At 66.6% G+C, this 21498-nt stretch carries 20 protein-coding genes; 10 read left to right on the forward strand and 10 right to left on the reverse strand.

Going from position 1 to position 21498, the window contains the following annotated elements; translation table 11 throughout:
- The first annotated feature begins 533 nt into the window (after positions 1-533).
- From NS1_RS19385 to NS1_RS19400, 4 genes are all read left to right on the forward strand, one after another.
- Complete coding sequence (locus NS1_RS19385; protein ID WP_062986633.1) at positions 534-2690, forward strand: MMPL family transporter; 2157 nt, start codon at positions 534-536, stop codon at positions 2688-2690.
- Positions 2691-2777: 87 nt separating this feature from the next.
- Positions 2778-3047: a metal-sensitive transcriptional regulator gene (locus NS1_RS19390; protein ID WP_062986635.1), complete on the forward strand. Its 270-nt coding sequence runs from the start codon at positions 2778-2780 to the stop codon at positions 3045-3047.
- 48 nt (positions 3048-3095) lie between these two features.
- A complete protein-coding gene (locus NS1_RS19395; protein ID WP_062986637.1) occupies positions 3096-3335 on the forward strand; it encodes a YgaP family membrane protein in 240 nt (79 codons plus the stop codon).
- Between the two features lie 26 nt (positions 3336-3361).
- Positions 3362-3769, forward strand: coding sequence for a DUF302 domain-containing protein (locus tag NS1_RS19400; protein WP_062986804.1), 408 nt, complete (start codon positions 3362-3364; stop codon positions 3767-3769).
- A 72-nt stretch (positions 3770-3841) separates the two neighbouring features.
- Here the strand turns inward: NS1_RS19400 and NS1_RS19405 are convergent, their stop codons facing one another.
- Together NS1_RS19405 and NS1_RS19410 are read right to left on the reverse strand one after the other, a co-directional pair.
- Positions 3842-4186 (reverse strand): DUF3703 domain-containing protein, encoded by a 345-nt coding sequence (locus NS1_RS19405; protein WP_062986639.1) that lies wholly within the window; start codon positions 4184-4186, stop codon positions 3842-3844.
- 29 nt (positions 4187-4215) lie between these two features.
- A complete protein-coding gene (locus NS1_RS19410) occupies positions 4216-5088 on the reverse strand; it encodes a sterol desaturase family protein (RefSeq protein WP_062986806.1) in 873 nt (290 codons plus the stop codon).
- 292 nt (positions 5089-5380) lie between these two features.
- Between NS1_RS19410 and NS1_RS41730 the strand changes: the two genes are divergently transcribed.
- Positions 5381-7393, forward strand: coding sequence for an N-acetylmuramoyl-L-alanine amidase (locus NS1_RS41730; RefSeq protein WP_063816196.1), 2013 nt, complete (start codon positions 5381-5383; stop codon positions 7391-7393).
- 25 nt (positions 7394-7418) lie between these two features.
- Here NS1_RS41730 and NS1_RS19420 read toward each other — a convergent pair whose 3' ends face one another.
- The 6 genes from NS1_RS19420 to NS1_RS19445 form a co-directional block, all read right to left on the reverse strand.
- On the reverse strand, positions 7419-8117 hold the full coding sequence (locus NS1_RS19420; RefSeq protein WP_255284603.1) for an AraC family transcriptional regulator: 699 nt from the start codon (positions 8115-8117) through the stop codon (positions 7419-7421).
- A gap of 171 nt (positions 8118-8288) precedes the next feature.
- Complete coding sequence (locus NS1_RS19425; protein WP_062986641.1) at positions 8289-8876, reverse strand: cadmium resistance transporter; 588 nt, start codon at positions 8874-8876, stop codon at positions 8289-8291.
- 267 nt (positions 8877-9143) lie between these two features.
- Positions 9144-9773 (reverse strand): MFS transporter, encoded by a 630-nt coding sequence (locus NS1_RS41735; RefSeq protein WP_255284604.1) that lies wholly within the window; start codon positions 9771-9773, stop codon positions 9144-9146.
- A gap of 119 nt (positions 9774-9892) precedes the next feature.
- Positions 9893-10423, reverse strand: coding sequence for a signal peptidase II (gene lspA, locus NS1_RS19435; RefSeq protein ID WP_062986642.1), 531 nt, complete (start codon positions 10421-10423; stop codon positions 9893-9895).
- Positions 10420-12384: a heavy metal translocating P-type ATPase gene (locus tag NS1_RS19440; protein WP_062986644.1), complete on the reverse strand. Its 1965-nt coding sequence runs from the start codon at positions 12382-12384 to the stop codon at positions 10420-10422. The genes lspA and NS1_RS19440 overlap by 4 nt, the downstream gene beginning before the upstream one ends.
- Positions 12381-12770, reverse strand: a complete 390-nt coding sequence (locus tag NS1_RS19445; protein WP_062986810.1) for an ArsR/SmtB family transcription factor — start codon at positions 12768-12770, stop codon at positions 12381-12383. Before NS1_RS19445 ends, NS1_RS19440 begins: the two co-directional genes overlap by 4 nt.
- A 209-nt stretch (positions 12771-12979) precedes the next feature.
- On the opposite strand from NS1_RS19445, the gene NS1_RS19450 reads away from it, so the two are divergent.
- The 5 genes from NS1_RS19450 to NS1_RS19470 all read left to right on the forward strand — a co-directional run bounded on the left by NS1_RS19450 (position 12980) and on the right by NS1_RS19470 (position 20045).
- On the forward strand, positions 12980-15151 hold the full coding sequence (locus NS1_RS19450; RefSeq protein WP_084503841.1) for an MMPL family transporter: 2172 nt from the start codon (positions 12980-12982) through the stop codon (positions 15149-15151).
- Between the two features lie 1051 nt (positions 15152-16202).
- The gene (lpqS, locus tag NS1_RS19455) at positions 16203-16622 is read left to right on the forward strand and encodes a putative copper homeostasis (lipo)protein LpqS (RefSeq protein WP_062986648.1); all 420 of its coding nucleotides are present in this window, start codon (positions 16203-16205) and stop codon (positions 16620-16622) included.
- A 105-nt stretch (positions 16623-16727) separates the two neighbouring features.
- The gene (locus NS1_RS19460) at positions 16728-17843 is read left to right on the forward strand and encodes a PLP-dependent cysteine synthase family protein (protein WP_084503842.1); all 1116 of its coding nucleotides are present in this window, start codon (positions 16728-16730) and stop codon (positions 17841-17843) included.
- A complete protein-coding gene (locus NS1_RS19465; RefSeq protein WP_373864350.1) occupies positions 17837-19255 on the forward strand; it encodes an MDR family MFS transporter in 1419 nt (472 codons plus the stop codon). Before NS1_RS19460 ends, NS1_RS19465 begins: the two co-directional genes overlap by 7 nt.
- Positions 19256-19364: 109 nt before the next feature.
- A complete protein-coding gene (locus NS1_RS19470; RefSeq protein WP_062986651.1) occupies positions 19365-20045 on the forward strand; it encodes a YcnI family copper-binding membrane protein in 681 nt (226 codons plus the stop codon).
- 81 nt (positions 20046-20126) lie between these two features.
- Here the strand turns inward: NS1_RS19470 and NS1_RS19475 are convergent, their stop codons facing one another.
- Together NS1_RS19475 and NS1_RS19480 are read right to left on the reverse strand one after the other, a co-directional pair.
- Positions 20127-20342 (reverse strand): heavy-metal-associated domain-containing protein, encoded by a 216-nt coding sequence (locus tag NS1_RS19475; RefSeq protein ID WP_062986653.1) that lies wholly within the window; start codon positions 20340-20342, stop codon positions 20127-20129.
- A gap of 15 nt (positions 20343-20357) precedes the next feature.
- The gene (locus NS1_RS19480) at positions 20358-21434 is read right to left on the reverse strand and encodes an urease accessory protein UreH domain-containing protein (protein WP_062986656.1); all 1077 of its coding nucleotides are present in this window, start codon (positions 21432-21434) and stop codon (positions 20358-20360) included.
- Positions 21435-21498 lie beyond the last annotated feature (64 nt).

Consider the following 21498-nt stretch of genomic DNA (forward strand, 5'->3'; position numbering starts at 1 on the left):
CCTCTGTTCGGTGGTCCGTCGGGTGAGTCCAAGTCTGCGCTGCATCTCCAACAGTCACTATCGGGAAAACCCCTGAACTCTCTAGGTAGCGGCTTGGTGCCGCCAGCGCGTCCAGGTCCCGCGGGGTCGGCGTGGGCGGGCTGATCTGGTCACAGACCCGAGCCCGGCGTCGGGCTGCGGCGAACACTCGGCCCAGGCGGCGTGAGCGCTCAATGATCGGCGTCCACGTCGTCGCTTTCGTTGAGCACGGCCGTGCATATCTGCCGCAGTCGCACCGTACGCGGGCCGTCGTAGGCAGCAGCGAGCAGCCACCAGCAGGGCACCCACGCGAACGGGCACGCCGGATCAAGATGCAGGTCGATTTCGGCAGCGATACAGCCCAGTCCCCGGCGGTGGCTCGCATGAACTCGACGATGCCCATGAGGCTGCAGTTGGTTGCCGCGAGTAGGGGGCGGGATGCGCCCGCCAATACCCCCTCGGGTATCTTTTCCTCGACACGAGGTATACCCCCTAGGGTATTTACGAAAGGTGGAATGGTGGACACGAAACTCGCTGTCACCGAACCCGCTCACCACGGCACCGGGCACTCCGGTGCGCTGGGCCGGTGGGGTGCGTTCATGGCCGGCCACACCAAGGCGGTGATCGGGGTGTGGTTGCTGGTGCTGATCGCACTCGGAGCCGCCGCGCCTAGCGTGTTCACCTCTCTGGCCGGGGCGGGATGGCAGGCCAACGGCTCGGAATCGGTACGCGCACGAGAACTGGCCCAGCGACACTTCGGCGGCAATTCCTCGGCCGCGGTGCAGGTGGTGATCCATTCCGAGGCCGCCAGGATCGGCGATCCGGCGATGACCCGTACGGTCGAGCAGGTCACCGCGGTGTTCGCCGGCGACAAGCGGATCGCGCAGGTGATCGCCCCGCAGCCCGGATTCACGATCAGCCCTGATGAGCACACCGGAATCGTGATCGCGGGCGCAAACGCCTCCACCGACGACATGGTCAAGGCCGTCGACGAACACAAGGACGCGTTGAGCGCGCTGTCCCGGGACGGGATCGAGGTCTACCCGACCGGGGCCTCGGCGTTGTGGAGCGATTTCAACGTCGCCAACCACGACGCGATGATCAAGGCCGAGATGTACTCGTGGCCGGTCACTTTGGCGATCATGGTGCTCGCGTTCGGGTCACTGGTCGCTGCCGGGCTGCCGTTGCTGCTGACCCTGGCGGGCCTGGTCGCCTCCGCGGGTGGGCTGGTGTTGCTGAACCAGATCACCCCGATCTCGGTGTGGGCGATGAACTTCGCCATGATGTTCGCTCTGGCCCTGGGCATCGACTACGCGTTGTTCCTGGTGGCTCGCTTCCGCGACGCCCTGGCCCGCACCGGCGATCCCCGCGCCGCGGTCGCCGAGACCATGGACACCGCCGGCAAGGCGGTCCTGCTCTCGGGGTTGACGGTGCTGGTGAGCTTGTCGGCGGTGCTGATCGTGCCCGCCCCCGCGGTGCGGACCATGGCCGTGGGGATCATGCTCGCGGTGGTGTTCGTGCTGGCCGCGACCCTGACCCTGCTGCCCGCCGCGCTCGGCGCGCTCGGTGGCAAGGTCAACGCTGCGGCGTTGCCGTACGCGCGCCGTCAGCAGCACCGCTCCCCGGTGTTCGCGCGCTGGGGTCAGATCTTGCACAAGCACCCGTGGCCCTTCGCCGCGGTGGCGCTGGCCGTCCTGATCGGGCTGGCGATACCGATGTTCGGGCTCAAGACCGCGATGCCCTCGATCACGGTGGTGCCCGCCGAGGCCCCCGTGCGGCAAGGCTATGAACTGATTCAGCAGCAATTCGGACCTGGAGCCCCGGGCATGCTCTCGATCATTGCTCCCGCCGCCGAGGCCGAGGCCATCGCGACCATCGCGCGCGCCAGCGACGGCATCCTCATGCTCACCCCACCCCAGCCCGCCGCCGACGGCGCCGGTCTGGTGATGATGCAGGCGATGCCCGCGGTGGATCCGTCCGCACCGCAGATGGCCCAGATCCTGGACCGTCTGCGCGCCGATCTACCCGAGAACGCCGTCGTTGGCGGTGCGGCGGCGGAGAACCTCGACCTGCAACAAGCCCTGAACGACTACCTGCCCATCGTGGTGGCGGTCATCCTGATCCTGGGGTTCGTGCTGTTGCTGATCGCGTTGCGGGCTCCGCTGATCGCGGCCCTGGGCACCCTGGTCAGCTTGCTCTCGACCGCGGCCGCGTTCGGGGTGGCCAAGCTGATCTTCCAGGACGGGCACGGTTCCGGGCTGCTCGGTTTCACCCCGCAAGGGTTCCTGGACGGGTGGGGGCCGGTGTTCTTCTTCGCGATGATCTTCGCCATAGCCATGGACTACACGGTGTTCCTGTTGGCTACCGCCAAGGAGCATTACGAACGCACCGGCGACCCGCACGCCGCGCACCTGGACGGGCTGGCGGATTCCGGGCGGGTCATTTTCGCCGCCGCGGCGGTGATGGTGGCGGTGTTCTTCACCTTCGCCCTGGCCGAGCCGTTGCCGCCGAAGGAGATGGGCATCATCCTGGGTGTGGCGGTGCTGCTCGACGCGCTGCTGGTTCGACTGGTATTGCTGCCGGTGATCCTGCGCCTGACCGGGCACGCGGCCTGGTGGAGCCCGGCGTGGTTGCACCGGGTTCTGCCCGCCATCAGCTTCGCCCACCACTGACCCAGCGACACCGACCCCTTTCCTGGATCCTCACTTCAGATACCCCTAGGGGTATTGTGGGGTGAGGATCCGAGAAAGGGACACATCATGATCGGCAACGACGGCGAAATCGCGCAGGTCCTCAACCGGCTGCGCCGCGCGCAAGGCCAACTGGCCGGGGTGATCGCCATGATCGAGGCCGGGCGCGACTGCAAGGACGTGGTCACCCAACTCGCCGCGGTCTCCAAAGCCCTCGACCGCGCCGGATTCAAGATCGTCGCCACCGGTCTGCGCGAATGCCTCACCGAAACCCCCGACGGTGAGCGCGCACCCCTCAGCATCGAGGAACTGGAAAAACTCTTCCTCGCCCTGGCCTGACCCCAACACACGCCCGGGGTCTGGAACTCACCGAAAGGACTCCCGCCGATGGCACTGCCACCGCGACCGCGCGAATGGACCATCACCCGCCTCGTCCCGGCCCTGGCCGGAACCCTGGTCCTGCTCAGCGCACTGCTGAGCGCGACCCTGTCGCCCTGGTGGTTGATCCTGACCGCCTTGGTCGGGGCGAATCTGCTGCTCTACAGCGCGATGGGCTGGTGCCCGGCCACCCTGGTGATGCGCCGGTTCGGCCTCGCCGACACGTCCTGCCCAACCCCTACCGCCTGACCACTCGTCTCGGATCGGAGCACATGATGGACCTAGCCCTCTCGACGAGCCTGCACACCACCTTCGACGACGCGATCGAACGCACCCGAACCGCGCTGGCCGAGCAAGGATTCGGCATCCTCACCGAGATCGACATGCAAGCCACCCTCAAAGCCAAACTCGGCCACGACATGGAGGACTACCGCATCCTCGGCGCCTGCAACCCGCCCCTGGCCCACCGCGCGGTGGAGACCAACCGCCAGATCGGACTCCTGCTGCCCTGCAACGTGGTGGTCCGCCGCGACCGGACCGACCCCGACACCATCATCGTCGAAGCCATGAACCCTCAACTGATGGTCCAAGTGACCGACCAACCCGCCTTCGACACCGTCGCCGACGAGGCCACCACCCGGCTGCACGCAGCACTGGCCGCGCTCGACTCGACCCGGACCTGACACCTCGCCCGACCCACCGCGGCCGAAGGAGGCGCCCGTATCGAGACACCGTCTGACCGGGTGGCTACCGGATCAGCTCAACTCCAGCAGCGCGGCGAGATCAGGCGGAGTGGTCATGGTTTGGCGCAATCCGACATCGGCACGGCCGGTGTTGCCTTCCGGGGCGAGCCCGGCCATCGATCCTGGTGCGGCGACGATGATCCGGATGACCTGCCCGAAGGCTTCGCGCCGGTCGCGTTGACGTACCGCGAGGGCGAACATGGCGACGTGGTTGGCAGTGTGCAGCCAGGGATCGGGTTGGGACAGGATGTGGGCGCGTTCGAGATGGCTCCAGCGTCGTGCCAGGTCGGTCGTGGTGTTCGCGGCCTGCATCTCTTCGTGGTAGCGGGCACGGGCAGCGTCGGGAATCTTCGCCATGGGGGTGCTCCTTCGTGTTGAGCTGAGCGTCAGGCTTTCTTCGCCTGTTCGGCGGCGCCGAGCACAGCCGTCGCCTCCGGGCTGGGCTGGACGGTGCCGTAACGGGTGAAGGGTTCGGCGAGTTGGGCGAGGTAGCCACTGGGATAGTCGGGTTTGGCTGCCATGCCGAGGTCTGCGCTGGAGAACCGTCGGTGCGGGTCGTAGCTGTAGGTGCGCAGAAGGTGATCCCAGACGAGGGTGAACAACCCGAAGTTGACGTCACCGATACCTGCCCACTTGAGGTGGTGGAAACGGTGGCCTTCGTTAAGCGCCAGAACGTATCTGAACGGGCCGACGCGATAGTCGGCGTTGGAGTGTTGCAGCAACAGTTGCACCGCCACCGCTAGCGATAATGCCGCCGCGACCGGGACCGGGATCCCGACCAGCAGCAGCGGCGTGACTCCGGCGGTCATCTCGACGGTTTGGTGCAGCGGGTGTTTCATGAGGCCGTTGAGGCCGTAGAACCGTTGAACGCTGTGGTGTACGGCGTGGAATCGCCACAGGATCGCGATCTTGTGGCTGGCGTAGTGAGCCAGGGTGATGCCGAAGTCGGCGACGAGTATCGCGATCAGCACCTGGACAATGAAAGGCCAACTGCCAGGCCAGATCCCGTCACCAGGAATCAGCGCGGCCAGTGCGGGGATGGCGGCGACGCTGCCCAGGATGAGGGTTTCGTTGACGAAGCCGTGTGCGGTGTCGCGGCCGGTATCACCGTGGGAGGTGTTCCAGTCCGCCCGATACGGCAGAAGCGCTTCGGCGGTGAACGACACCGCCACCGCGATCCCGAGTAAGGCGAGCAGCCACAGTTTGTTGGCACCGGCGGCGGCCAGGGCGACACCGGCACCGTTGATGCCGAGCAGCATCAACGGCGCATAGCCGAAGCGGACGAGGGCAGAGATGAGAGTGGACACGGATTCAGCTTCGCGCCCAGGCAGTAGGTCGGGCTTGAAGAAATCAGCTGACTCTCCGCGCCGGTGACGTCTCATCGATCAAGCGGATGCCCCGGGTGTCGCACCGAAGTATGGCTACACCCTGGCTACAGTCTCAAGTAACACTTCATTCTTTGAGGTGGCTGTGGCTGGTGTGATCGGTGGTGCCGGTTCGGACGCATGATCCGGGCCCGCCATCGTGGTTTCTACTGACGTAGGAGTATTCGTGCCGAACTACACCCGCAAACGAAGCTATGTGCTTCCCCTGGTCGCGGTCGCTGTGGTCGCGGCGCCGGTCGCGGCCGGTTTCCTCGGTGGTGACGGACAGTACCGGTTCTCCAACGACAGTGAAACCGATCGGCTCCGGCCTACTGCGACGACCCAGATCGGGTTGGCTGGGGCGCCGAGGGTCGTGTTGCCGTTGCGCGAGCTGGCCGGCATGCAGTTGCCGGACCTGAAGGTCGCGGATCTTCGGCTCGTGCCCGGCGCCCCGCCGCTGCCGGAGGGTTCCCGGGTCGGGCCGATCGGGTTCGTCACCGACGAGGGGGCTGCGCCGATATCGGCGCGGACCCCGGCGTTGAATCCAGGTGTGGTGCCCGAACACTTGGCAGATCGGGTCGGTGCTCAGGTCACTGAGCTCACCAACGGGAGTCGTTTCAGCATGGTCGGGTTGACCGCGCCGGATCTCGCGGGTGTCACCACGATGGTGCGGGCCCGCCAACTCGACAGTTCCTGGGGTCCGTGGTTCGAGGCCGGGACCGACGACAGTGTTTCGGCTCGCCGCCCCGGTCCGGGCCGCATGCAGGGTAGTGAACCGGTCTATGTCGGTGACACCGACGCGGTGCAAATCCTGAGCACGCGCAAGCTAACCGACACAGCGGAGCCCGGATCACGGGGACCGGCCCCGGTCGCGGGCCCGGGCCATCTCGGTCCCGCAGTCCCGCAGATGAGCGCGGTGTTGCTCGATCCCGGCCGTGGTGAGGAGAACCTGTCGGCGATCGCGGCACCGCTGGCTGGTGGCGGGCCCCGGGTGATCAGCCGCGCGCAGTGGGGCGCCGACGAATCGATCCGGTGTGAGGATCCGACCTACGACGACGGCCTGGGCGGGATCGTGGTGCATCACACCGCGGGCCGCAACGACTACAGCAAGGCCGAGTCCGCGGCGATCGTGCGCGGGATCTACGCCTACCACGCCGAAGCGTTGGGCTGGTGCGATATCGGCTACCACGCGCTGGTGGATAAATACGGCCAAATCTTCGAAGGCCATTTCGGCGGTTTGGACGAGCCAGTGCAGGGCGCGCATACCGGTGGTTTCAACGAAAACACCGCTGGGGTGGCGTTCATGGGCAATCACGAATCCGAGGGCCCGACCCGGGCAGCGATCACCGCGATGGGTCAGTTCGTCGGATGGCGTGCTCGCGTCGCGGGATTGGATCCGCGAGGGACCACCACGATGATCTCCGAGGGCACCGAATTCACCCCGTATGGCGAGGGTGACCAGGTGCAGTTACCGGTGGTGTTCTCTCACCGCGATGTCGGTAACACCACCTGCGCCGGGGATGCCGCCTATGCGCTGATGGACCGTATCCGTTCGATCGCTGCGGGTGTGGGTTCGGGTGCGGGGCCGAGACAGGCTCCGAGCGGCCAGGATTCGGTGCAGGTGCCCGCGCAATCCGATCCTGATGTTGATGCCGATGTGTCGGCGCTGGCGGCGTTGACGGGCAAGCTGTTGGATCTGGTCGACAACAATATGTTGGCTCGGCGTTGGGTCGATGCCGGTGGACCGCAGGGGCGGCTGGGGTTGGCCGCCTCGGAGCCGGTGCCCACCGCCGAGGGCGGGCAGTACGCCAGGTTCGTCAACGGTTACCTGTTCCAAGCCCCCGACGGTCAGGTCTATGAAGTCGCCGGGCGCATCGGGCAACGGTTCGCCCAGCTCGGCGGGGACAACGGCGTGCTGGGCACGCCGCGCAGCAACGAGTACCCGGTCCCGGGTGGCGTGCGGGTCGATTTCGGTCGCGGGTCGTTGGTGTTCAACGAGGCGACCGGTGTCGTCACCACACTGGGGCTGCCCCAGCCAGGTTCCGATCATCCGAGCCCGCCGGCCACTCCCACGCCTGCACCAGCAGACACTCCACCAGCACCTGCACCGCTACCGGCAGAGCCTGCACAGGTTCCGTCTCCGGCGCTGCCTGATACTCCAGAAGTTGGGTCCGGCGAGGTGCCGGTGGCCGGGCAGTGAGGTAGTTCGCGCGCTGCCAGCAGCGTTATTCGGTGGTGGCTCGATCGCGTGGGGGTGGTGGCCGCCATCCGGTGGCGACGAGTGCTTCGGTCGGAGAGATGCCGATCAGATCACGGCAGGTGCGAGTGAGGTGGGCGCTGTCGGCGAACCCCGCTGTGTGCGCGGCTTCGGTGAGGGAACCGCCTTCACGCACAACAGCGAATCCGAGCTGCAGGCGCACCCACCGCCGCCACGCCACATACGGCAATCCGACCTGCGCGGTGAATATGTGGGAGAGGCGGCTCGCCGAAATCCCGATGTCGGCGGCGAGTTCGCCCAGCGAGGGTGGCCCTCCCACCCAGCAGGTTGCCCGGCGCAGCGCCTCGGCCACGACCGGATGCGAGGACCGGCGCACCGATCTGGTGACCGGACCGCCGACCGGCGGCGCCGGTACGGGCGCAGCGACGCTGACCCAGCTGGTGACTGCGTGGCGCGGTTGCCCGCCCAGTCGAGCCAGTGCTGCGTGGGCGGTGATGCTGTCGGGATCGAGGAAGGCGAGGAATCCGCTGGTGCCGGGTTCGGTGCGGACCTGGTGGACTACACCGGGTGGGATGATCGCGGCGAGCGCGGGTGTGGTGTGTCCGGTCTCGTCGGTGAGGGTCAGTCTCCCGCGCGCGACGAAGAGCACCTGTACTGCTGCGTGGGCGTGGGCAGCTGCGTCGCCGATCTCGCCGGTGAATGTCATGAGCCCGGGAGTCAACGAAACCCCTCCGGACCATCGGTGCTCGGGAGCGCTCACCTCGACACGCGCCATGTCCGGTTGTTCCCGGACAGCCATCGACAACACGAGCGCGGGTACAGACAGGTCACCTCGCGTCCTCCCTCCTGGTGATCTCGTGTGTAAACAGCGTGGCGGTCAGAGGCCGAACGCACCGCCGCTGACGAGGATGACAATTCCGAGAACGACCAGAACGAGCGGAAAGAGGACATGTTCCCACCGCTCCAAGATCTCGGCAATGCCCTTGCGGGTGGTGAGGAACTTCGCGGCGAGCACCAACACCCCAACCAACAGCAGGAACACAACCGAGTAGGCGAAAATCGCCGCCGTTCCCACGGTGGCGAAGACAGGGACATAGACGCCGATGTTGTCGCCTCCGTTGGCGAAGGTCACCGCGGCAACCGTCCACACCGCCACCTTCTTGCCCTCGACCCGATCGTCGTCGTCGTGGTTTCGCCACGCTCGCCATGCGGCGAGCAAACCGAGCAGCAGCGGTATCAGCCCGAAGTAGGCGATAGCGTGTTCCGGCAGCAACGCGGTCACACCGAGCGCGACGAGGATGGATGCGGCGAGGATCGCGCCGAAACCGAGATATTGCCCCGTCGCGATGGCAAGGGTGGTTCCGCGAGTCCCCGCGCCGCGGGCGAAAAATAGTGACAGCACGATGATGTCGTCGATGTTGGTCACCAGGAAGAGCCCGATGGCCTGCAAGATCGTGGTAACCATTGGCGTGGATGCCTTTCTCCGGGAGCACACAGTGATTGGGCGGACGTGCGTTGTCGGGCTGCACCCTCGCGGCTGGCTACCGACTGTCTACCTCATCGCGGTCTGGGCGCGGGTGATGTCCGCCCTGGCGAGGGTGTCTGTTTGGGGAGCTTGGCGGCGATGGCCGCGGCGAGCAGGGCGCTGACAGCGGCGCTGGCCAGGAACACCGCAGATATAGCTTCGGTGTAGGCGTGGGCGCTGGTGGCGGCAAGGTCGGCACCAGCTGGGTCAGGAAGCCCGGTCGCGACCAGTTGTGCTCCAGCGATGTTGTCGCGTGCCGCGCCGACCACGGCCTCGGGTAGCCCGTTCAGGTGGGGGGTCGAGGTCGCGGGTGTAGACGACGGTGAGCAGGGTGCCCAGGATGGCGACGCTGAACGCGGACCCGACCTGTCGGATGGCCATCAGCAAACCAGCTCCCGCGGCGCTGCGGTGTTCGGGCAGGCTCGCCATGACCGCGTCGACCGCCGGTGCCAACGCCAGCCCGGCGCCCAAGCCGATAACCGCGAGGCACACCGCCACATAGCCGGAGCCGGAGTCGACAGTGATACGGGAAGCGAGCACGAATCCGGTTGCGGCGATCACCATTCCGGTGACAATCGGGACTTTGGCGCCGACGCGGGTGACGATCTTGTCGACCGCGGCCGCGGCGACGATGATCGCCAGCACCAAAGGAACCGAGCGCAGCCCGGTGCCGAAGGCGTCGTGGTGGCGCAGGATCTGCAGGTATTGCGGCAGCACGAACAGCACTCCGACAAGGGTGAACGTGCCCGCGGTAGCGGCCAGGGTGGGCCAGGTGAAGGCGGGATTGGCGAACAGTGCCAGATCGACCAGAGGGTGGCGGGCCCGCCGTTCCCACATCACAAAGGTCCTGGGCCAGGGTAGGCAGGGCGACGTTGAGGACCATCAGGTCCAGCCCCACGGTGAGCAGGGCGACGACCAGCGCCGCCAACCCTGCCCACCGACGCGATGGGCTCGGTTCAGTCCCGATTGTCGGTGTGGTGATCGGGTGAGAGTTGTTCTCGCTCATCGGAATTTCCGAACAAGGTGGTGATGATCAGGGCGATCGCGCCGAGCACGATGAAGGTGTCGGCGAGGTTGAAGGTCGGCCACCAACCGGTATGCAGATAGTCGGTGACCAACCCGTCGGGGGCCCGGTCGATGACATTGGCAGCGGCACCGCCCAAAATTGCGGCGAGTGCGACCCGGGTGAACAGGTTCGCGCGCGGTGCGACAACCCATCCGCCGACCGCGACCGCCGTGGTGATCAGCGTGGTGATCGACAGCATCACCCAGCTCGGTGCGTCGGCAGCGATCGAGAACGCGGCGCCGGGGTTGAATGCCAACCGCAGATCCACCGGCCCTGCCTCGATCGGCGACCCGTCCAGCGCGGACTGCGCCCACGCTTTGACCGCGAGGTCGATCCCGGCGAGCGCGGCCGCAGCGGCCGCCCACCGCAGTCGCCGCCCCCACCGCGAAACGGTGGGAGCAGACGACGAGGTGGCGATCACGCGGAGGCTCCGGCCAGCGCCGGGGCGGGCTTTGCCGTCGAATCGGGCAGCGAGGCCAGGGGTTTGGTGCGTCCGGCGCGGACACCGTTGGCGATGACGACGATCTCGGCGAGTTCGTGTACCAGTACCACCGCCGCCAATCCGAGGATTCCGAACAGTGCCAGCGGGATCAGGATCGTGATCAACCCCAGCGACAAGCCGACGTTCTGCAACATGATCCGCCGGGCCCGTCGGGCGTGTTCGAGTGCGCGCGGCAGATGCCGCAGGTCCTCCCCCATCAGCGCGACGTCGGCGGTTTCGATGGCGACGTCGGTGCCCATCGCGCCCATCGCCACACCGAGGTCGGCGGTGGCCAGGGCGGGGGCGTCGTTGACGCCGTCGCCGACCATCGCGGTGAACCGGTCGGTGCGCAGTTCACCCACGATGCGGGCCTTGTCTTCCGGGCGCAGGTCCGCGTGCACGTCTTCGATCCCGGCCTCTGCGGCCAGCGCGGCGGCAGTGCGCGCGTTGTCGCCGGTGAGCATCGACACGCGAATACCCAGGGCATGCAACCGGTCGATGACCTCACCCGCCTCTGGACGCAGTTCATCGCGCACAGCGATCGCACCGATCACCTGGCCGTCGAGCTCGATCAGCACCGCGGTCGCCCCCGCGTGCTGCATTCGCTCCACGTCGGCAGCCAGCGCACCGGGTTCTATCCAGCCCGGGCGGCCCAGTCGTGCCGCGCGGCCGTCGACCAGACCGGTCAACCCGGCGCCGGTGACGGCCTCGACGTCGGTCGCGGGAGCGAAGGTGTCGACGGCGGCGAGGATGGCACGGGCGAGGGGATGTTCACTGCGCGATTCCAGCGCCGCGGCGACACCGAGCACAGTTTCCTGATCGACGCCGGTGACCGTCGAGATCTCGACGACAGCAGGCTTGTTCGCTGTCAGCGTGCCGGTCTTATCGAGCGCGACTTCACGCACCCGACCCATCGCCTCGAGCGCGGCGCCACCCTTGACCAGCACACCCAACTTGCTCGCCGCACCGATCGCGGCAACGACGGTGACCGGCACCGAGATCGCGAGCGCACACGGCGACGCTGCGACCAAGACGACCAGCGCGCGTTCGATCCAGGTGACCGGATCGCCGAAGATCGCCCCGATCACCGCGATCGCGGCGGCCGCGATCATGATGCCGGGCACCAGCGGTTTGGCGATCTTGTCCGCCAAGCGTTGGGCATCGCCCTTGCGGGCCTGCTCGGCCTCAACGATCCGCACGATCCGCGCCAGCGAGTTGTCCTCGGCGGTCGTGGTGACCTCGACGGTCAGCACGCCGGTGCCGTTGATCGATCCCGCGAACACCTCCGCGCCCGGTCCAGCCTCGACGGGTACCGATTCGCCGGTGATCGCCGAAACATCCAGCGCGCTACGGCCTTCGACGATCACGCCGTCGGTGGCGACACGCTCGCCGGGGCGAACCAGCATCCGGTCCCCCACCAGCAGCTCCGCCGGGCTGATCACGGTCTCGGTGCCGTCACGCAGCACGGTGGCCCGGTCGGGGACGAGGTTCAGCAGGGCGCGCAACCCTCGTCGGGTGCGGGCGACCGCGTACTCCTCGAGGCCTTCGCTGATCGAGAACAGGAACGCCAGCATCGCGGCTTCGCCGACCTCGCCGAGGATCACCGCACCGATCGCGGCGATCGTCATCAGCGTGCCGACACCGATCTTGCCCTTGGCTAGTCGTGTGAACGTCGACGGGACGAAGGTGTAGGCCCCGACCAACAGCGCCGCGATCTCCAAACCCAACTCCACTGGGCGTGGCCCGCCGGTCCAACCGACGATCAGTGCTGCGACCAGCAGCACTCCGGCGACTGCGGCGGCGCGCAGTTCGCTGACTTCCCACAGCTTTTCGGGTTCCCGTTCCTCGGCTTCGCCGTCACCGGTAGTTTCGTCGTGACCACAGCCGCACGCGTCACTCATCCCCGTACCTCCACAGTCTTGTCCGTCGAGGTGGAGTCGGTGCCGTAGTTCGGGCACAACGCCACCGCATTGCCGGTCGCGGCCAACAGAGTCTCCGCCGAGGCCAGCAGGTCCATCAACTCCGGCCGTGCGAGGCTGTAGAAGACTTGCCGCCCCTGCGGGCGACCGACGACCAGCCCACAGTCCCGCAGGCAGGCCACATGCGCCGACACCGTCGACTGCGCCAGCCCCAGTCCTGCCATCAGGTCCGATACTCGCGACTCCCCAGATGCCAGCCGGTGCACAATCGCCAGTCGCGTCGCATCCGAGAGGCTGTGGAACAGCGCTACCGCCGGATCCAATCCTTCTGTCCCGACGAGGCAGCCCTCGCCATGATCAATCGTCATAAAGCGATGATAGCGCCTTTGGGTATTGATATCGTCGCACTCAGTGATTAATCTCATTTCACCGATCTCATCGTCTTTCGGCGATCAATCCCGGTCGGTTACAGAGGAGAGATCACGTGAACCAGCCGCAGGCTGTCGCAGAAGCAGCGTCGCACCAGCGAGCAAGAGCGGACCGCACCTCAGGTTTGCTGTATCGGTGGGGTGTTTTCATGGCACGGCACAGACGCGTGGTCCTGGTGGCGTGGGGACTGTTGCTGGTCGTGTGTGCGGTGGCCTATCCGCTACTAGAAGACCGGCTCGGTGCGATGGACTTCGGCGTCGAGGGCTCTCAGTCAGCCGAGGTCGACCGCCTTGTTGCCCAGCACTTCCCGCAGTTCGGCGCCGAGCAAGCGGTCATCGTGCTGCAATCACCCGCCCGCACGGTCGACGACACCGAGTTCCGAGCTGTGCTCACACGCACGGTCGCCGCCGCCAAAGATGTGGCGGGTGTGGTGGATGTCGTCGGACCTGATGAAGGTCTGCCCGCATCCCAGATCTCCGCGGACCGTCACGTCGCGATCGCGCTGGTCGGCATGAACGGCGACATGGCCGAACGCGCTCGAGTCGCCCGCGACCTGCAAGACACCGTCCGGACAACGAGCAACGACTCCGTCGAAGTCGGAGTGACCGGATACTCGGCAGTCCAGAACGCGGCCACCGAACTGCAGAACGCCGATCTTGCCCGCGCCGAGGCGATCGGCATCCCCGTCGCCATGGTCTTGCTCGTCCTCGCACTCGGCGCCCTGGCCGCCGCGGCGGTCCCGATCGGCGTGGCCATCGCGGGACTGCTGACCTCGGTTGGGGTGTTGTTCACCCTCACCATGGTCACCGCGTTCGATTCGCTGACCGTGGCCATGGCCACCATGGTCGGCCTCGGCGTCGGCATCGATTACGCGATGTTCATCGTCAGCCGGTTCCGCGAAGAACTCGCCCACCACACCGTCGCCGACCGCCCAGCCATCGCCGCTGCCGTCGGCCGCTCACTGGCCACAGCCGGTAAGACGATTCTGGTCTCGGGGCTAGTGGTGATGATCTCGCTGTGCGCGTTGATCGTCATCCAGGCACCGATCTTCCGCGGCATCGCCATCGGCGTCGCCACCGCTGTGACCAGCATGCTCATTGTCGCCGTCACCCTGCTGCCCGGCCTGCTCGCAGTCCTCGGTCCTGCCGTCAACCGCGGTGCGCTCCCGGCGCGCTGGCGGCCCGCCGACACTGCCGCTCAGGGTGCTCGACCCGGCCGGTGGGCGCGGTGGGCGTATCTCGTCATGCGCAAGCCCGTGCTGTTCGGCACGGCCGCGGTCGCGGTACTGGTGCTGGCGGCGCTGCCAGTCTTCGGAATCCGCTACGGCCTCGATATGGGCACCACAGCCCTCGACGACACCCCCACCGGACAAGCGACCACCGCCCTGACCGCCAACTTCCCAGCAGGGGCGCTCTCACCTGTCGAAATCGTGGCCACCGGCACCGACAACACCCCACTCACCACCACAGCAGCCGCACAGGTCAACCTGTTCCTCAACGAAATCGACGGCGACGACCGCATCGCTACCGTGCTCCCCGCACAGCTCAGCGACGGACGAGTGCTCGCCATGGCGATCCCATCGGTGGCTTTCGACTCGATGGACGCCACCGACCTCATCCGTGATCTCCGCACCAGAGCTGCCGCCACCGACACCGCGACCGGAACCGATATCCGCATCGGCGGCAGCACCGCCGAATTCGTCGACCTCTCCGACGAAATGACCTCCAAACTGCCGCTCGTCGTTGCCCTGGTGCTGACCGCCTCGCTGATCTTCCTCATCGCCGCGTTCCGCAGCATCGCCCTGCCGATCAAGGCCATCGCGATGAACCTGCTCGCCACCGGCGCCGCCCTCGGCATCACCGTCGCGGTATTCCAATGGGGCCTCGGCGAAAACGTTCTCGACTTCACCAGTCCCGGCTTCGTGCAGGTCTACCTCCCGACTGTCGTGTTCGCGCTGCTGTTCGGGCTCTCGATGGATTACGAGGTCTTCCTCATCCGACGCATGCGCGAATACTGGGACAGCACCGGCGACAACCAGCACGCCGTCGCGGCCGGACTCACCCACACCGCCCGCCCCATCACCGCAGCCGCCGCGATCATGATCGCCATCTTCGCCAGCTTCCTCACCGCCGACATCCTCGAACTCAAACAACTCGGGCTCGCCCTCGCCGTCGCGGTCGCCATCGACGCCGTCCTGATCCGCCTCGTCCTCGTCCCCGCCCTCATGCGACTGCTCGGTGACTGGAACTGGTGGCTGCCAACCACCCCCCGCATCCGCACCGTCACCAGCACGACCAAAACGCGGACGGCAGATGATTAACACGGCGATGATGAGCGAACCGGACGAGCGGAAGCCCTTGCGAGCCTACGACTTCGAGAAAGGTGCGGACAGACCACGCATTTGGACTTGACCTAGCCCGCCCGGCTGCCAGAGGTAGGTAACCACCAAGCAGCCGGGCGTTACCCGGTCACGCGACCTACATCATCTGACAGCACGAAGGCATCATCGCGCACATCCAGTCACACAGCATTTTCATCGGGTTCATTCGGGTCACCTCCTCTCATTTCAGGTTGGTCGTCATTTCAGGTTGGTCTGCCAGATTCCTGGCGCCACGTTGGACGGAGCACGACGAGGTTGCGGCTAGCGCGGTCCGGTGCAACGCGGGACGCAGATTCCGCCATCGCGGTGTCCGATATCCGGACGGTCGTGGCCGTGGCTTTGCCCGCTGCCGTTGTCGTGGTGGCCGTTTTCGGCACGGTAGTTCCCGTGCCAGGTGCTGTCGCGATTGTCGGCACCGCTGGCGCGGTCGGCGCCTGCCGAAGCAGGGGCGGCGAGCGCCGGCCCTGCTGTCAGTAGTGCTGCCGCCGCCGCGAGGCACGCGACCGCGAGTAGCCGAGCGGTCGGTCAAGAGCTTGTCGGCATCGATGTGGCGGTGTTCATGGTGACCTTTCTCGGGGTTCCCAGGAATTTGCTGTGTCGCGCGGGTAAGTGCTCGGCCTCCGAGGAAGGACGACGCAGCGTGACAATTTCGTCACCGGCGGATGTCACCGATGTGACGATGCCGAGGTCGATGGGTCCGACACGCGGCGCGTGCGCCTGATCACACAACTAAAACTATTTACGTACCGAGATAGTAGATTGATCGGCGAGGTTGTCAACCAGGCTCAGAACCGCGAATGGTCTGACATCCCGAAGTTGCCCCAAGCATTGCGATCGGTCGGGAGGTGTGATGTTGCGCGATGGTCGGAGGCCGCCGAGGCAAAGCCTGGCCGGAGGACCTGCCTGGGTTGCACCCATGGCAGCCGCCACACGCAGTCCTGGCTCGATGACATTGCCACTGCCGTTACATATTCGTTACCATCGGCCCACAGTGAAACTCTTCATCCGATTGCGCCGTGGTGGCTGGCTAACCGCGCTGCTGATGGCAGCGCTGCTTGTCGTCCCGGCTGTGGACTGCTCACTGGTGCGCGAACACACTCACTCGGACAACCATCACGCCGTGGATTCAGCCGAAACGTCCGCCTCGGACGCGGGCCTGGCCGAGTTCTTCCTGCCCACCGCCACGACCGCGCACTGCAATGTCGACCCTGTCCATTGCATCGCGAAAGCACTTCCTCCGGGCGTCATCTCACTGACGCTGGCGGCTATGCTGCTCGCCGCCTTCGCAGCGGTGATGCCGATTTCGCCGACTCCGCCTGCCGGTGGCGGAGGCGTACGCGGACCACCGGGCCAACCGCCCGGCACGCGTGGCCGCCATATCCTCTCTCTGCACTGCATCGCCCGACGGTGATCGGTCAGCGCCAGGTCGAGTTCTCCTTCTCGGCCGGGGACCGCTGCCCGAATCATCACGGTGCCCGTCTGACGTGGCCACCGATGCAGGAGAGAGACACCCCACATGAACAAAGTCATGCTCGCCAAGCCGATCCAGCACCAGACCGGATTGCTCGGAGTCCCCGGAGCGACGCATCAGCCACGCGGACTCGTCGGTAACACCCCGGCGCTGTGGATCGGCCAACCATTGGCATCGGCCGGACGCGGCTTCTGGGCCAAGCTCGAAGGATTCAACCCTGGCGGAATGAAGGATCGGCCCGCGCTGCACATGGTGCGTTGCGCGGAAGAGCGCGGCGACCTGGCACCTGGCGCGCGGATCGTGGAGTCGTCCAGCGGCACCCTCGGCCTGGGCCTCGCACTCGCGGGCATGGTGCATCAACATCCGGTCACCGTTGTGACCGACCCCGGCCTCGAGCCGATCGTCGCGCAAATGCTGGCTGCGTACGGTGCGAAGGTCGATATGGTCGCTGAGCCCCATCCGACCGGCGGCTGGCAACAAGCCCGCCGAGACCGCGTGACTGAACTGCTGGCGCGGGAATCCGATGCTTGGTGCCCCGACCAGTACAGCAACCCCGACAACGTCGACGGCTACGAGTCGTTGGCACTCGAGCTGATCGAGCAGGTCGGCAACGTCGATGTACTGGTGTGCGCAGTCGGGACGGGCGGCCACTCCGCCGGCATCGCACGAGTGCTGCGCCGCTTCAACCCGGCGATGAAGCTCATAGGCGTCGACACCATCTCCTCGACGATCTTCGGCCAACCGGCAGGACCACGGTTGATGCGGGGGCTGGGATCGAGCATCTTCCCCGCCAACGTCGACTACACAGCCTTCGACGAAGTCCACTGGGTCGCGCCCGCCGAATCGGTGTGGGCTTGCCGAACTCTGGCCGCAACCCACCACGCCACGGGCGGGTGGAGCGTCGGAGCCGTCGCCCTGGTCGCGGGCTGGACAGCACGCGTCCAGGACGCGGGTACCCGCGTCGCGGCCGTGTTCCCGGACGGGCCCCACCGCTACTTCGACACCATCTACAACGACGACTACTGCAATGAGCACGGCTTGCTCGACGCCGACCCACCGGTCGAACCCGACACCATCACCCACCCCACCGAACGGGTCGTACAGCGTTGGACGCGCTGCACAACGGTGTGGAAGCCGTCCGCCGAGGAGCTCGCATCGTGACAGTATTCGCCAAGTTCGCGAGCTTCGACCGGCCCGCACAGCTGCTCATGGTCAACCAGTTCGGCATCAACCTCGGCTTTTACATGCTGATGCCATTTCTGGCCGGATATCTGGCAGGCCCGCTGGGACTCGCCGCATGGGCGGTCGGGCTGGTCCTGGGCGTCCGAAACTTCTCCCAGCAGGGCATGTTCCTCATCGGCGGGACACTGGCCGATCGCCTCGGCTACAAACCGCTGATCGTCGCGGGCTGTCTACTGCGGACCGGCGGCTTCGCGCTGTTGGTCTTCGCCGACTCCCTACCCGCGGTGTTGATCGCCTCCGCTGCGACCGGCTTCGCCGGTGCGTTGTTCAACCCGGCGGTGCGCGCGTATCTCGCGGCCGACGCCGGTGAACGTCGCGTCGAGGCCTTCGCCGTGTTCAACATGTTCTACCAGGCAGGGATCCTCGCGGGCCCGCTGGTGGGGTTGGCGCTGATGACGGTCGACTTCCGGGTCACCGCGGGCGTTGCCGCGATCGTGTTCGCGGCGCTGACCATCGCCCAGCTGTTCGCACTTCCCGCCCGACGAGGCGAAATCTCCACTGCGAAGACCTCCGTGCTCGAGGATTGGCGCACGGTGGTGTCCAATCGCCGATTCCTTGCCTTCTCGGTGGCCATGATCGGCTCCTACGTCCTGTCCTTCCAGGTCTATCTGGCGTTGCCGTTGCAGGCGGAGTTCATCGCTGGCGCGCAGTCTCAGACTCTGGTCTCGGCGCTGTTCGTCGTCTCCGGCGTGGTCGCGGTCGCCGGCCAGCTCCGCATCACCGCCTGGTTGCGGGCCAGGTGGGGCCCGGGCCGAAGCCTGGTCGCCGGAATGACCGTCCTCGCGGCGTCGTTCATCCCGCTGATCATGGTGCCGACTCCGAGCCGATTCGGAACGATCGCCGCCGTCGTAGCCCTGTTGAGTACGACGACGCTGCTGGCGATCGGCACCGCCGCGGTCTTCCCCTTCGAAATGGATACCGTCGTCACCCTGTCCGGCGACAAGCTCGTCGCCACGCACTACGGGTTCTACAACACCGTCGTCGGCGTCGGCATCCTGCTCGGCAACCTCGCTACCGGTGTCGTCGTCGGCGCCGCCCGCAACGCCGGAATCGACTGGGCGGTCTGGGCGGGACTCGCCGCCATCGGTGTCATCTCGGCCTACGCGCTGGTGCGCTTGGAAAGAGCCGACAATCAGCCCGTCACGGCGGAGGCACACCGCGGCGGCCGCCACCGACTTCCACCAGGGCGCCACCGACTCGAGGAGCGCCCGGCGCCGACTCGGTCCAGCCCGCAGCGGACCAGCCCATCACGCATGAGTCCACCACCGCGCCCGTCCATCGGCGAGGACCGCCGCCGCAATCCCGCAGGTTCACCAGCGGCCAGGCGGTGAACCGCCCCCGCCACCGAGTCAGGAACACCGCATCCGGAATTGAACGCCGAGGCCCCCCAATCGGGTCCTCGGCCATCCGACATTTCTGACCATGACAAGGACATATGACATGAACACCATCCTGCGGCGGATCGCCCTCACCACCGGTGCCGTCGCGGCCGCGACCGTGCTAGGCGGCGGCGTCGCCTCCGCGCATCTGGCAGTCGAGGCCCCCGGGGCGAAACAAGGTTCCTCCGCGGTCCTTTCGTTCCGGATCTCCAACGAATCCGAGGAAGCCTCCACCACCACATTGACCGTCGAGGTGCCCGGCCTCAAGACCGCACGCACCGAGCCCATGCCGGGCTGGGACGCCGTCGTGCAGCGCGATCCGAACAAAATGGCCACCTCGGTAACCTGGACGGCAGCACCCGGCGCCGGCGTCGGGCCGGGCCAGTTCCAGCGGTTCGTCCTCTACGCTGGTCCACTGCCCAAGCAGGACACTGTCGCGTTCAAAGCGGTGCAAACCTACAGCGACGGCAAGGTCGTCACCTGGGATCAGCCCACCGCCGCTGGTGCGGCAGAGCCGGAGTTCCCGCTGCCAGTCCTTGCTTTGACGGCAGCGGAGCCGGGCGACGGACATTCCCACGGCACCGAACCCGAGAAGCCGCAGGCAGCAGCGCCCCACGCCGAAACCGACACCGAAACCGACTCGGCCGCACGCTGGCTCGGTATCGGTGGACTCGCACTGGGTGGGCTCGGCGCTGTCGCGGGAGTGGGCGCCCTTGCCCGCACCCGTCGCAGTTCTGAGTAGCCGATCTGCCCACGGGCAGGCGTAATAAGGGCGCCGGGTTCACTATCGAACCCGGCGCCTTGCCTTGTCCGGTCGACCGGGCTACTCGACGATCGCCGCTACATAACCGAGTTCCGTGATGGCCGTGACGATGTCGTCAGGGCTACTCAGCGCAGGGTCGAGTTCGACGGTGGCACGACCCTTCTTCATCGACGTCTGGGTGGTGCGAACGCCGGGCAGGTCCTCGAGTGCGTCGTCGACGAGAAGTGCACAGCTACCGCAGTGCATGCCCTGGATCTCGAAAATGTGTGTTGCCATGGAATTTCGGGCCTTTCAGGAGATGGTGACGACGCCGGTGTACATGCCCATGCCGCAGCTGTAGTCCAGGCGGCCGGGCTGCAGAACGCCCAGATCGATGCGGGTTTCGCCGGTCGAAGGCAGCGTCTTCTGAATGTCGAGTTCGGGGATGATCAACGACCGGATGCAGCCCTGGGTGCCTTTGGTCTTGATGACGAGAGTGGTCGGTATGCCGGACTTCACTTCGGCGTTGCCGGGGCTGTAGGCGCGGTTGCTCGCGGCGATTGTCACCGTCTGCATGCCGTCGGCGACTACCACGGTACTGGCGTCGGCCGGAGCCGGCTCGACCCCGACTGTCGCAGCCAACCGGCTCGCGGCCAACGGAGAACCGGCCAACTCCAAGCCACCGTTGAGGGTGTAGAGGCCCATGAGCAAGACGACCACACCGGTGGCGAAGGCCAATCGTCCGCGCCAGACGGTGGCGGCAACGCGGGCCGCGTAGCCGAGAACAGCGAACAAGGGGCTGGTCCCGAGAACGAATACCGCCATTGTCGCCGCACCCCACCACGGCGAGCCCGAAGCCAGGGCGAGAGCTTCCACCGACAGTGTTACTCCGCACGGAATGAGGATCGTCAACACACCGAGCATTGCCGGCGCGACGGCGGACTGTGAGCGGGTCCGCGTGCGGATCAACCGCATCCAGGAGGCAGGCGGTTCGATGACGATGCCACGGAATCCGGGGACTCCCAATTGCGCGAGGCCGAAGACGACGATCAACAGCCCGGCGCCGATCTGCAACCAGGTACGAGCCCCGACCGATAGTTCGAAGACGCCACCCAGCGCGCCGAGCAACGCGCCGAACACAGTGTGCGAGAAAAGCTTTCCAGCTAGGAATCCACCGACGGGGGTGAGGTCGTCCCCGATACGGCTGCTCCACCGACGCAGCGCGGGTGCCTCCGTCGGGGACGAGGCAGAGACAGAGGTCGAATCGGTGATGCCCGCAGCGGCGGCGCGCTGGCGGGTGATCAATCCGGTGAGTAAACCTCCTTGCACGGCGGCGCAGGAGACACCGCCGGCGAATAGGCCGGTGACCAGGACAGGGAAAAGGTTCACGAGAAGAACTCCTGTGGACAATAGAGCGAGATCGATGTGGACCGGCACGGGAATGTCGGCCGAC

Origin of the sequence: Nocardia salmonicida NBRC 13393, from assembly GCF_001613085.1 — a bacterium.
Lineage (GTDB): Bacteria > Actinomycetota > Actinomycetes > Mycobacteriales > Mycobacteriaceae > Nocardia > Nocardia salmonicida.